Raw genomic sequence first — 14235 nt, 5'->3', positions numbered from 1 at the left:
TCTCCTATCGTGTTCTGCCCTCTCTGTCCGCTTGATAAGCACCTTTATCCTCTGCTACAATTACTGCAGCTTCCATCCTGTCATCTGCTTCTCTTTCTTCCTCCGGTCCGCTCAGGTCTGCATCCACAGCCTTTGCGTTCTCAAGGTCAAGCTGGGCATTCAGTTCACACTGTCTTGCCAGCTTTTCTTCCAGCTCCGTGCTGTATGCAAATGGCTTATCATACTCACTCTTTGATGCTTCAAGGTCATTCTGGTACTGCTCAATCTTCTTTTCTAAGAAATCAATGTTCTCATGGAGTCCATTGAACAGGTTTTCAAGCTTCACCATACTGCCGACCGGACTGGTGGAAAGCTCTGCTTTATACTCTGTCTTTCCACGAAGCACCATATAATTGATGTCAAGGAAGTTCTTTTCCACAAGCAGCTCAAATCCATGGAATTTACCGATTGCAGTTGTCTCTCCGGTCTTACACTTGCTGATTGCTTCAAGCATCATCGTTCCGCCATCCACTCGCTCTGTGTAAGTTGCTTTGCCTATGGTGATGGCAAATTCCGGATTATCAATCAGCTCCTTATCCCTTGCCTTTACATCCTCACGGACATTGGCAAGCTTTTCAGTTGCTGTCTTAATGAGCTTCGGGTACTTAATCATAAAGTTATCCTGCAAGCCATATCTCTGATTGTCATAGGATGCCTTTAAGAGCTTTAATCTCTGGACATCATTGTCAATCTCCATCTTTTCTTTGATCAAAGGATTACCTGTGGCAACCGCCTTAATCTCTGCATAGGAAAGTGTTGCCTCGTCGATATCCTCGCAGCTTCGGCTTACTGCCTTGCTTGTCATAACCTGACTGATAAAACGCTGCTTATTCTCGACAAGTGACCAGTTGTATGCATCAAAGGTTCCTTTGGTGACATATCTGTAGATTGCCACCTCTTCATTTTCGTTGCCTTGTCGTATGCCTCGTCCTTCCCTCTGTTCAATAGAAGAAGGCTTCCACGGACAATCCACATGATGCATTGCAACAAGGTGTGTCTGCACATTGACACCTGTTCCACACTTGTCCGTTGAACCGATAAGAACTTTCTTTTTACCTGTCCTCATTTCCTTAAAAAGTGCATCCCTCTGTGCATCCGTTTTGGCATCATGGATAAATGCTATCTCATCTGCCGGAATACCATACTGGATAAGTGTTTCTTTCAGATAATCGTAGATCGTAAAGTCCTTATCCGGTCCCGGTGTGCCGATGTCCGAAAAAATAAGCTGGCAGCCTATATGACCGTTGGCATTTCCTTTCTCATATTCTTTCCAGACATTCTCCGCTACCTTATTGAGCTTTCCATCTGGATTATTTGGTGCATCCTTATCAATCAGTCTTGCATCTGTTCCAAGAAGTCTTGCCTCATGGGTAATCTTTAAGAAGTTATCCTCGCTTGGATCTACTCCACCGCCTCTGATACGCTCTGCCCTCACAACAAAGTCTTCCATGACCTGTTTTACATACCAGTCAGGCTCCGACTCCACAATAATAGGCTTGCCTCCACGAAGAGCCGGCACATCAAGGTCAAGCATGTCTGCGGTCTGCACATCTGCTACTTCACGAAAGATATTCATAAGCTCCGGCAGATTCGTAAACTTATTGAATCTGCTTTTAAAACGGAAACCGCTTCCCTCTACAGTAAGCTCCAGTGCTGTTGTCACTTCACCAAAGTTCGCTGCCCAGGAATCAAAGTGATAAATCCCCATCTCTTCAAGTGCCGCTTTCTGTAAGTAAAGCTGCATGACATACATCTCACACATGGTATTGGATATTGGCGTACCTGTCGCAAACACAATGCCTCTGCCATCATTTATCTCAGACAAATACTGGCATTTAAGCTGCATATCCGTTGACTTCTTAGCTCCACTGCTGCTAATACCTGACACATTATTCATCTTGGAAAAAATCGCAAGGTTCTTAAAATTGTGCGCTTCGTCAACCATGATAGAGTCCACACCAAGTTCCTCAAAGGTTATAAGGTCATCCTTCCTGCTCTCATCTGATAAGGATTTCAGCTGCTCCTCCAGCTTTTTCTTCTGGCTTTCCATCTGTTTTACAGTCCAACGCTCCCCGTTACGCTCCTTCATCTCATCAATCGCATAGCTGATTTCATCAATCTGCTCATTGAGCATTCTTTCCTTTCTCTCTGCTGAGATCGGGATTTTTTCAAACTGCGAGTGCGACATGATGATACAGTCATAGTCACCTGTTGCAATCCTTGATACGAACTGCTTCCTGCGGCTCTTTTCAAAATCACGCTCTGTGGCAACCAGGATATTTGCTGACGGATAAAGCCTTAAAAACTCTGATGCCGTCTGACCGATAAGTGGCTTTGGAACAACCATGATCGTCTTATTGGCAAGTCCGAGTCTCTTCTGCTCCATGCAGGCAGCCATCATCTCAAAGGACTTTCCGGCACCAACGCAGTGTGCCAACAGGGTGTTTCCTCCAAGAAGGATTCTTGCCACCGCATTCTTCTGATGTGGCTTTAACTCAATCGCCGGATTCATTCCCGGAAACTGTAAGTGACTTCCGTCATACTCACGCAGACGGATGTTATTGAATGTCTCGTTGTAATACTCCACATATTTCTGTCTTCGCTCCGGCTCTGCAAACAGCCATTCCTTGAACTTCTCCTTGATCATGTTCTGCTTTTCCCTTGCAAGCATTGTCTCGTTCTTATTGACTTCGTAATGATATTTGCCATCACCGTCATCAATCCTGTCCCTTACTGTTACAGTTTTAAGATTCAGCGTATCCTCAAAAATAGAATAAGCATCCATGCGGCTTGTACCATAAGTCTTAGTAGCTGCCACTGAATGCTTATCCATGCTTTTATTCTCAATGAACCATTCCATGCTCATCTTATTTAAGTGTACCTGAATGCCTGTATTGTAAAACTGGCTTCTGACTTCCCTTGCACGCCTTGGCGTATTGAGAAGTTCATAGATAAACTGCTCATAATCAAGCGGTTCAATCCATGTCGTGCCAATCTTTACATCAATATCCGAGGCTTCAATCCACTCCGGCTGCACCTTTTCAAGTGCTGCCACATTGCCTGCAAATCTTTCTGCCTGCGGATTGTCTGTATCAGCCGCCATAGCCTTTGCTACACGAAGTTTGTCTCTCACATTTCCGGATAGATACTCGTCTGCTGTCTCCCATCCGATGTCGGGATTGTTCTCGTTGTAGCGGTCTGGATTTAAGAAAACCAGTCCGTCCAGCTCTTCCACAAGGACTGCCCTTCTAAGCTCTGCCAAAGCATCGTCACTTAGAGTTATCTCATCCACTGTCTGTCCGGACTTTTCTGCAAGTTCTTCCTTTGCATTTGTAATATCCGGCTCATAGATAGAAAGCATATAGGCAAGATTTACATATCCAAATTCATTGACGGATACATTTAATGCTTCCACAGCGGTCTCCAATCTGTCTATGACTGTCTTTGCCTTAATCGTCTGCTTATAAAACATATCCGCTTTTTTCACCTCCCCATCTTCGTTTACTTCCTCAAGACTGCAAAGAAGTGGATAATCGCTGTCATCCCTGAATGCTATTCTGTTTGCTTTTGAAGTAATGGCTCCATACTGCTTTACGAAGGCATCATATTTTACATTAAGAAGTCTCTGCTTATCAGAAAGCTCCTCCTCGCTGCAGCCATCCATCTGGATATCAATCAGCTCTCTTGTTATCTGTCTGATTTCATCAAGGCTTCGGATTCGCTCCTCGGCAGTCTGTGATACTTCTTTTCTTACCATCTCGGAATTTTCCCTGTAATAGAGCTTTCCTTCAAAAAATGTGTAAGTGTAGTTTCTCACATCCGGATCAGCCGGGATAACTTCCTCCGTCTGCTCCGCCTCATCTGCCACTCTCTCAAAATCTGTCATCTGGGCTTTGATATTACCGATAGCCTTATTGAGAGTCTCATACATATTGAAGTTCTCATCATTATTCACACAGACTGTATATCTGCTGTCCTGTCCGTAAATCCTTGTGTCATACTCCATAACCCCAAGCATCATTTCCGGATGCTCTGCAAAATAAGAGTTGACTGCAATGCCATTCCCAGTTACACCAAGGTGTACCCAGTCAGGCTCAATATCAATTTTTCGCTCTCTCTTCTGCAAAAACAGGATATCTGCTGTCACTTCGGTTCCTGCATTATCTTTAAATGCAGTATTCGGAAGTCTTACTGCTCCCACAAGCTCTGCCCTTTCAGCCAGATACTTTCGGATAGTAGGATTTGCCTTATCAAGTGTTCCCTTTGTGGTGATTACTGCAACCATGCCTCCCGGTCTTACCTGGTCAAGTGCTTTTGCAAGGAAATAATCGTGGATACGGAAGTTATACTTGTTGTACTTCGGATCAAATACCTTATAATCCCCAAATGGCACATTTCCGACAACCACATCAAAGAAGTTATCCGGATAAGTGGTATTCTCAAATCCTGTGATGCTGATATTGGCATTCTGATAAAGCTGCTTTGCGATTCTACCCGATATGCTGTCCAGCTCCACTCCATACAGTCTGCTCTCCTGCATGGCCTGCGGCATGCTTCCAAAGAAGTTTCCAATGCCCATAGACGGCTCCAATATATTGCCGCCTCTGAAACCAAACTGCATAAGTGCCAAGTTGATGCTTGAAGCAATCTCCGGTGACGTGTAAAATGCATTGTTTACTGTTGCCCTTGCTGCAGCATACTCTTCATCCGATAGCAGCTCTTTGAGTTCTTTGTACTCTTTGCTCCAACTTTCATTATTCTCATCAAATGCGCGTGACAGTCCGCCCCAGCTGACAAACTTCGACAAAATCTTCTGTTCCTCCTGTGTGGCAAGGCGGTTTTCTGACTCAATCTGCTTTAAGGTGCGGATTGCATCAATATTCCACTGGTATCTGGTCTTGGGACCGCCTTTTTCCATTTCCCAGAGATTATAGTGGAAGTTGTGCTTCGTCTGCCCGGCAACATTCTTCTCATTTTCAAGACTTTCTACTTGCTGTACTGGTTCCTGCTTTGATGTAAAATCTACAGTTTCCTGTGATTCTGTATCAGCCTGAATATCATCCACAGATACTGATACCACATCATCTGAAACTACATGTCCATTCTCATCAATCTTGGTTTCCCAGCCATTCGCTATTGCTCTTTCCCTGGTTTCAAGACGATTGGCTTTTACACTATCCTCGATATCAAAAAATCTCTTATAGACCGGATTCATCTTATCCCTGTCAGCCTTCTGCTTTGTCTCCTGATAATACCTTTTCTGGTCTTCTCCACAGTAAAATGGCTGTTTTACCATATAGGATAAAATCTCGTATAACTCACGCCAGTCGAGTGCACCTTCCTTACGCACACCATTCCTGTTCTTATAGCTGATCTTCACATAACCGCTTCTGATTGAGTACTCCACAAGACCATACTTATTGTTGGAATATGCTTTTCTTTCTGCATTATCTGTTCCTAATGCAATATCCCTGATAAGGTCAAGTTTATTGGGTATAAATGCAAAATCAGACTGCACCACATCCATAAGGAATGCCCTAAACGGAGTGTAGCAGCTGCAATCTGTTACAAGAATCTCCGCCGCATCACGCAGGTCTTCATCAAGCTCCTCAATACGCTTGGCATAATCAATCGGTGTAATATACTTAAGCTCTGATGGATCTTTTTCAGATGTTTCAGCTTCTATCTCGGCACCATATTCTGCCTGTGTTACCATGCGGTCTTCATCGGCAGTTTCCTGTGGTGTCATGCCTTTTACACTTACATAATCTCTGTTAGAAGCATAGCTCTCCGGCTCATCCGGTATTGCATAATCATCAATCTCTGATTCTGCCTCCTCCGGTTCCACTTCCCGGTATTCGGCATCAATGACCTCATCATCCTCACGGAGTCCGTCCATCGCAAACTCATCAATACGAGGTGTCTCAGGCTGGTATTCCCCTGTAAGAATAAGGACACCAAGCTCTTTTTCGATATCTTTCCACGAAACATATCCTTCAACCTCTCCATCCTCATCTCGCCACTGAAAACGCAGTCCATTCCCATGAAATGTGTCATATCCGTGCAGTCCCAGTCCGTCAACCGGCCAGCCTGCACCTCCCTGACCATATTCTGCTTTGATACGCTTTGCTCTGGTTCCTGCATCAATCTCTGTTTCAAAAATCTTGCATACCCTGCCCTTACCACCGATAAAACCTGTACCTCTCATAAGCACCTGTTTGATATACTCACTTGGTACTGTTGCAGACTTTTTGGGATTCAGGTAATTGTATTTACCTGCTAATGCAGCTTTTCTGTCCTGCTCGAACTGACGCATAAACTGATTATTGTTTTCATCTTCAGTATGAATGGTGCCAATGCTTGCCTGCCCGTTCTGGTCGAAAAAAAAGGAAGCCTGTGTATATTCGGCTTCCTTACTAATACCCAATGAATTGATTTCATCAAGTTCCCTATTCAGTTCTGTATCATCTGATTCTAGTGGAATCGCATCACTATCTGATTCAGTACCACTTCCTCTGCCTGCATCTTCGCCTGCTCTCTTATCTTCCACATCTCCATTGTCGATGACGGATTCTGTGGCTTGTGCTTCGCCAGATACTGCATCTCTAACTGGTCGTACAGCTGATTCGCTTCCTCCTCTACCGCTGACATCTTCTCGTACATCTTCCCGAATCTCATCAGCGTCTTGTATCTTGCCGGCTCGTTCTCCTTTAGATAGTTCATCGCCATCCTTCCGTATTTGCCCAACTTCGTGAGATCCTCCGTCTCGTCCGGCATCTCTATCTGCGGATAAAGCAGTCCGTCCACTTCCTTGTAAGTCATTTCTTCTAACATATCCAATTCTCCTTTCGCTCTCGATTGCCTTTAAGTTACGACTAAATTCTCTAAGAACACTACAGGAGACATCGCATACAATGGAACCAAGACGGTAAATGATCTCTTCGTCTTTGATATTTACGATCTGACTAAAATCCTGTTCTTGCACAGATAAGTCAAATCCGCATCTCGTCCCTACAGCATACATGACACTTGCATATACAAGCTGCTCCATGTCCATTTCCTGCTGTAAGCCATTGCGTTTCTTACTTTCTTCCTTTATCACACTACCTGATAGCTGCATAAGCTCGGTCATTAGGTCTCCGAACTCTTCTTTTATTATAAGCCAAACATCTGTTCCTGTAAACTGTTTTAATATATTTTTTAGAGACTCCCTGTCGCTGTTATCGTACTGCTCAATCTGACCTTCTGACACAAGAAAATCCACATAATCCTTAAGATTTTCTCCCTCAAGGTTCCATGTCAGTTTGACATTCTTCCCTCCGGTATCACTGATATCAAAGATATACCTCATGCGTGGATTCAGTGCCCTCGACGGGAAGATAGCGCAGCCTTTCGCACCACGCTTTACATATCTTCCCACCTTTTTCCAGGTATCATAATCTGCCATGAGTGTGCTTTTTTCCGGAGGTCTCTGAGCTGTTACCATAACGATATTGTCAAATTCATAGCGGTATAACTGACCTGCGACCTTTAACACATCCTTCCAGTTCTTTTCTGATCTGGTGATGTTACCAATCTCAGAATCGTATATCGCTTTGACCTTCATATCAACGCCCATACCTTTGTCCTCCTCTACTTAAACATCTCTGCAAACAATCCTTTAAATAGCTTTAACTCATCCTTATCCAGCTCGATTGCAAATTCATTATCGATTGCCTGTTTTTCGCATTTATCCTTTTTCTTTGCAATCTTACGCACCACACGAAGCAGTACATAGCACTCTTTTGACTTTACAATGCTCTGTTTAAAGGTCAGCTCATCCTCATCGACTGACTTCTGTGTCTGGTAGATAATCTCTTTTAACTTATCATTGATACCATCTACTTCCTCAAGGGAAATAATAACGGATGCCTTAGAAGCACCCGATCTGTCCCACTCCTTATGAAGTTCCTTTACCAAAAACTCCATATTATTAATTATTGTTGTTGAATCACTTTTCATCTTGCTCTTCCTCCGTTTTCTTTTAATGAAGAAGGGAGCTGACTTTCGCTGATAGCTGCAAAATCAACTCCCTTCATGTCCTCTGCTCCAAGGACTATCTGCTCTGCATAATACATATCCATTGCCTTATTGATGGCATCGTCAAGCGACTCTGCCTTTACTTTCTGTACTCGTGAAAGCACTTCCTTTATCTCAACATCAAATTCCTGTTCCATATGATATCGCCTCCTGTAAAAATATCATCACCGGCTCTTTTCTTCCTTTACCTGTTTTTCCTTAAAGCCTCCATCGTACTTTCCATCTTCCAGCCTGTCGTAAAAACAGTCCTCTTCAATCGTTCCAAAATCCTCATACATCTGGTGAAGGAAGTCATTCTGCAGCTTCTTCGGTACATCATCATCCTTTGACATATCCTGATAAAAATAGAACTTCTGCTTTAGCTTTGCCCTGTAATCATAGATATCCTCTATCTTTTCCGGTGTGCCATACTCCCTCTTGTATGCCTTGAAATTCGTGGTTGAGAGTGTGGAACCAAGATAAATGCCATGCTCCCACGATACCCCGATTGTGGTATTGTCCTTTGTAGGCTTCTCATCCTTCGGATAACGCTTATACTCTGTCGCACCAAGGGCGATTGTAAGGGAACCTGACTTCATATCCATCACCACAAGATTCCTTGGTGATAATGCTTCAAGCACCATGTAATCATGGTCATTGAAGTTATGGAATGTCTGTCCCCTTTCAAATAATCTGTCCACACTTTCATAATGCAGGTTAAAATCATCCACCCAGCCCTTATCGGTCATTCCAATCTCCTTAAGCTTTGCAACACATTCAGAAGAACTGGCTTCTTTATCAAACCGAATTTCTTTGGAATCGTTATAAAGTCCCTGAAGAAAGTGTCCCAGCTGAATATCATCCAGACAGAATCTCGCAGATACAGTTACATTTGCTGCCCTGTAATACTCTGCGAAGTTATCTGCTTCACCAAGTGTTCTTCCAAGCTGCAACAAATTGTCTGCAAGCTCTGACATGTCATCAACTGCTATAAAACTCTTATAATCATCCAGAGTCATCAGCATATTTGTCTCTGTTCCCCTGTCGTTTTCTGTTACCAGTATCATATCTTTTAAATCCATTCTTACCTCCAGTCTCAGAGAGGGACTATGCCCTCTCTGCAAATTTCCTGTTATGGTCTTCCTATCACAACAATCTTTCCTGTGCTTGCCACATCCCTGTAGACCACACCAAGACTTTCATTAAGCGCCTCTACCACCTTGCCATTTCCGACGTATACTGCCACATGGCTGATGTTCTTATATCTTCCGTTGCTTGTAAAACTGTAGAAAATAAGGTCTCCCGGCTGTAACTCATCAAAGGCGACTGTCTTTCCGGCTTCATCCAGTCCCTGTGCCTCCGCTGCCGCTGTGGTTGCACCGCCGTAACTAATATCCACGCCTGCATCTTTCCATGAATAATAGGCTAAGGAACTACAGTCATAATAGTTACCGCTGTCTCTTAAATCCTGACTATAAGGAAAGCCAACTCTGTGAAGTGCATAGGAGCAGACTGTTTTCCGCCTGCTGTCTGTAATTTCGTTTAGGATGGCATTGATTTCATCCTCAGTCATGGAGCTTACTCCCGGACTTCCGCCTCCGCCGCCACTTCCGCTTCCGGCATATCCAAGCTGTCCCATAAACTCCGGACTCATGATCTGCTCAAGCATTTCCACATGATCAGAGTTAAACCCATAGACCGAAATCATATCCCTGTACGATTTCAGCGTTACATTCACATACAGAACAGACTTCGTGACAGTAGTCACATTGCCGTCTGCATCCGTTTCTTCCACATCCTTTGTTCCGGTGCTTGTGGTGTATGAACACATGTCATTGACTACAGCCTGCAGCCAACCTTTTGAAGTGTCATTCATAACTGTTGCAGTATCTCCGACACCATGCTTGACCATATAAACTGCCATAATGTCATAGTAATTGCTTGGGTTTTCTTCCATACCCTCATAATCCACATAGACTATCTCGCCCAGGTCATAGCCTGTATGCTCATTTGCCTTCGTATTTACATCCATGTTGAACTCCTGCACATAAGCACTTGTCACAGACTGCACGGTATCTCCCGATTCAAGTGGTGGCAGGAATAATGCAAATGGTGAATTATAGAGTATCGCTATAACTGCAATCACAGGAACAGCAACCATCGCAACTACAAGAACGAGTAACAACAATACCAATCCTACAATCGGTGCTACTGCCTTTATCCACACAAGAGCCTTTCTTACCACCAGATCCTTTACAAGCTTTGCAACGCTGTCAGTCTGATTCTCCTGTGCTTTCATCTTATCCATAAAGAATTTTATCTTCCTGCTCCGGTTGGTCATCTTTTCATCCTTGACCTCTATCGACACACCTGTCGCATATCCGGCTGCCATACCGACTGCAGTACCAACCCCCGGTGCAACCGCTGTTCCTGCCGCTGTAGCAGCTGCCTTTGTAGCAGTTTTCGCTGCAACCTTGGCAGTAGTCTTGGCTGTTTCTTTTGCCGTCTCTTTAGCTACCGTCTTGGCTGTATCTTTGGCAGCTTTCTTTGCTGTCTTTTTTGCCAGCTTCTTTCCTGCCTCTACCTTCTTGATACGCTTCTTTGCCTCGGCTGCCGCCTTTTTCCTGAAAAGTGCAGCACCCTTAGAAGCAGTTCCGGTAACAGGGCGGCTTGCTTCATATGCAAGATATGCTGCCTGCGATACCTCATGCCCACCTTCTACCTGCTCTGTTACTGCCCCGGCTGCAAGTGCTCCAGTTCTTCCTGCAATGTGAAGATTCGTGTTCTTGGTCTTGATGGAAGTGTTGGATTCTTTAAGGTTTCGCTTGAATCTTGATAATCCCTTATTCTTCGACTCCGACTGATGAATGGTACTCTTGCGATAGGACTTCTTTTTATCATCAGATACCTTTGCACCGATAGTCTTAGGACCTCTCTCTACTGTATAGATGTTGCTGCCTTTAATCTTGGCTCCCTTTGGTTCGTGGGCATGAATCTTGGCTTTCTCCTTGGTGTGAATGACCATTGGCTTGTCATCCACTTTCTTTATCTTCAATGTTCTCACCTTCTTTCACTCAAAATGCAAAACAGCCACCCAGCTTCCCGGATGGCTATGCTTTGAGGTCGCAAATTGCGACCTCTATCAACATTATTCGACATTATTCTGCATTTCACGTTTCTTCTGTTCTGCAATCTTCTCGTGAATATTGGTGTTATACAGCCTGTAAAGGTCTGTATCCTTACTAATCTGATTATCAAATGGAATCACCACAGAACCACACTTGATAAGTCCCATTCCCGATGCAGTATTGGTTACGAATCTTAGCTGTGCCTCTGATACCCCGATAACTTCTGCCATCTTGGAACTGTCTGTATTCGCCTGCTTTAAAAGTGCCACAAACTCTGAGTTTGCAAGCATTGTGGTTGCTGTGTAATTCTGCAACAGATCGACGACATTCTGCGTGATACCGGTACAAAGACCTCCCTGCTTTCTTACTTTCTTCCAGAGCTGCTGCAAATATTTTGCAGAATACTCCGAATTAAGCAGGACGTGGAATTCATCAATATAGAGCCATGTTGCCTTGCCTCGCTTACCATTCTCAACAATTCTGTTCTGAATGGACTCCATCATAACAAGCATTGTGATAGGACTAAGCTCTGTACCTAAGTCCCTGATGCCATATACTGTAAATCTGTTATCCACATCCACATTTGTCTGGTGATTGAAGATATTTAGGGAACCATTTACGAAAAGCTCCAATGACAGTGCAATGTCCTTTGCCTCGTCCTCCGGCTGTGCCATAAGGATATCGTAAAAATCACTCATCACCGGGATATACTTCTCTTTGCTTCTTGCAATATCGATATACAGCTTTCTCACACAGCGGTCAATGATTGACTTCTGTCTTGAATTTAAGCTGTCCCCGATACACTGCTCACAAAGTCCAAGCATGAACTCGCCTTTTTCTCTTACCATTCCTTTGGAATCATTCGGATCAAGGCTCCATACATCCATCTCCAGCGGATTCACATAGTTATCCGTGTAAGTAGACATATTTACTACAGTTCCACCATAGGTCTCAGCAATATCAAAGTATTCGTTCATTGGATCTATGACGATTATTTCATCATCTCCCGACAAGAATACGCTGCCCATCTCCATCTTACAGAAGAAGGATTTACCGGAACCCGGCACTCCAAAAACGAAGCCATTTCCGTTGATAAGCTTCTTTCTGTTGCCGATATTCACATTCTTGCTGATCTGGTTAATACCATAATAATTACCTGTGCTGTCATTAAGCTCCTGCACATTGAATGGCATAAGCACTGCAAGTGACTGTGTAAGAAGTGTACGCATTGTCTCCACCTGTCTTACACCAATCGGAAGTGCTGTGTTGAGTGCCTCCCTCTGCTTTAAGTAGTGTGTGTCAATCGTGCAGCTGTTACGCTTTCCGATAGTCTCTACTGTCTCACATACACTCTCAAGCTCCTTCTTGCTTTCTGCCATAAGAATAATGGTTACTCCCACAAAGAAAAGGCACTGGTCATTCTCACGGACATCATCCATGATTTCCTCAATCTCCTTTTTCTCCGTTCTTTTGGCATATGAGATTTCCGTAGAAAAATCGTTATTCTTATTACGGACTCTCTGCTGCTTAATGATATCCGACTCAATACCAAGGTATTTCTTCTGAAGCACCTTTGTTGTCAGATCCTTGGGAACTGGCACCACATCAATGCTCGTGATGGAATGAACCGGAAGGGAAGTAATCTCATTGATGAATCTGTCTGACAAACTGCTCGGATACTTTTTGATGAAAAGTGCCTTGCAGAATTTACTCTCATCCTCAAAATGGTCCGGGAAATATTTCACCATCCCATTGCACAGATCATTTCTAAAATCTGCCCCGACCTTCTTTGCCTTTTTGATCTCAAAATCAAAGCTGCCCTCATCTCCAAGATGATAATAGTCATAGAGCACTTTCAGTCTCTCATTGCCATTAAGTGGTACAATCTCCGCACCAAGCTCAATGAAAGCCTTGTGTATCGTTGCCTCAAGGGTTGCAAACTGTGCCTTTGCCTCCTCGAAGTTCTTTCTCTCAATCGTGATTGTCAGGTATCTCTCCTGCTCAATCCCCTGTCTGCCCTCAATAATCTTCTCCTCAATGATGTCATTGTAGATACTTCTATAATTATTGAAGCCATCGTTTTTCTCAGCAATCAGAACCTTATCACGGAGTTCATCCATGTTTTTGTTCTTATTGTTGATCGTAATCTTATAATTACAGTCCAGCGAATTTAAGAACTTACAGTATCTCTCGAAAATACCGATCTGCTCATCCTCGGTTGCTGTCGTGTAATTGATGTCCTGAAAGCGGTAGCATTTGGAATACTTATTTTTGCTTACTTCAAAAATGCCGTTTTCAGCCACCGCCATAATCTCTATGGTTTCCTGAATGGATTTAGGTGTCTTATACAAAGGCTCACTCGCCTTCTTTAATAACTTAAATCCGTCTGTAAATAAACCCATGTCTCTAACCTCGCTTTCTTATAATGAAAGCCCGCCGGGAACTTCACCCTGCGGGCTATGTTCCCGACCTTGCGGTCAGATACTATTCGTTTCTAATGCATTGCCTTATATGCTGCAATGCCTGCTACTGCCGCCACAATGACTGCGACAAGTCCAACCAGCATGTTTCTCGTCTTTTTCTTCATTGCTTCAAACTCCTCCTGCTTCTTTACAGCCGAATCAGCTGTTACAGTCTCCTGTTCTGCCTTTCTGCCTTTCTTCTTTACCTGTTCATTCTGTTCTGCTTCTAACTGCTTTATTGCAGGTTCTCCCTCTGTTGATACATAGGTAAGCGCCCTGTTGCCAAACATAAAATGCAGTTTCTTTCCCATATACTCATAGAAATTCATCCCATTAAAGGAATAGAAACCGCCAAGTGCAATCGGTGCCACACAGGGAATTGCCACATAAGCAGAACCCGTAAGACCGATATACTTGTAAAGAAGAAGGACGATACCGCCACCGACCACTACGCTTGCAATGGAAAATATAAGCTGCCTTGCAGTAAGTCCCATCGCAACCGATTCCTGATAGCGGTCAATATCCTTGTTTACTTCGATTACCATTGT

General features: G+C 43.8%; 7 protein-coding genes. All 7 read right to left on the bottom strand.

The window, feature by feature from the left end:
• Nucleotides 1–4: 4 nt before the first annotated feature.
• The 7 genes from AC6I5B_RS01205 to AC6I5B_RS01175 all read right to left on the bottom strand — a co-directional run bounded on the left by AC6I5B_RS01205 (nucleotide 5) and on the right by AC6I5B_RS01175 (nucleotide 14232).
• Entirely contained in the window at nucleotides 5–7657 is a 7653-nt protein-coding gene (locus AC6I5B_RS01205) for a helicase-like domain-containing protein (RefSeq protein ID WP_497773542.1), read from the bottom strand.
• A 14-nt stretch (nucleotides 7658–7671) separates the two neighbouring features.
• Entirely contained in the window at nucleotides 7672–8040 is a 369-nt protein-coding gene (locus tag AC6I5B_RS01200) for a hypothetical protein (RefSeq protein ID WP_497773541.1), read from the bottom strand.
• On the bottom strand, nucleotides 8037–8255 hold the full coding sequence (locus AC6I5B_RS01195) for a DpnD/PcfM family protein (protein ID WP_119224701.1): 219 nt from the start codon (nucleotides 8253–8255) through the stop codon (nucleotides 8037–8039). Before AC6I5B_RS01195 ends, AC6I5B_RS01200 begins: the two co-directional genes overlap by 4 nt.
• Before the next feature lie 27 nt (nucleotides 8256–8282).
• The gene (locus AC6I5B_RS01190; RefSeq protein WP_487077778.1) at nucleotides 8283–9179 is read right to left on the bottom strand and encodes a hypothetical protein; all 897 of its coding nucleotides are present in this window, start codon (nucleotides 9177–9179) and stop codon (nucleotides 8283–8285) included.
• 50 nt (nucleotides 9180–9229) lie between these two features.
• A complete protein-coding gene (locus AC6I5B_RS01185; protein ID WP_497773760.1) occupies nucleotides 9230–11122 on the bottom strand; it encodes a C40 family peptidase in 1893 nt (630 codons plus the stop codon).
• A gap of 123 nt (nucleotides 11123–11245) precedes the next feature.
• Entirely contained in the window at nucleotides 11246–13627 is a 2382-nt protein-coding gene (locus tag AC6I5B_RS01180) for a VirB4-like conjugal transfer ATPase, CD1110 family (RefSeq protein WP_497773540.1), read from the bottom strand.
• Between the two features lie 92 nt (nucleotides 13628–13719).
• Nucleotides 13720–14232: a PrgI family protein gene (locus AC6I5B_RS01175; protein WP_497773539.1), complete on the bottom strand. Its 513-nt coding sequence runs from the start codon at nucleotides 14230–14232 to the stop codon at nucleotides 13720–13722.
• Between the last annotated feature and the right edge of the window lie 3 nt (nucleotides 14233–14235).

Source organism: Faecalimonas nexilis, from assembly GCF_059731825.1.
Note: the sequence above shows the minus strand (reverse complement) of the source record. Positions and strands in the feature narration are given on the sequence as shown.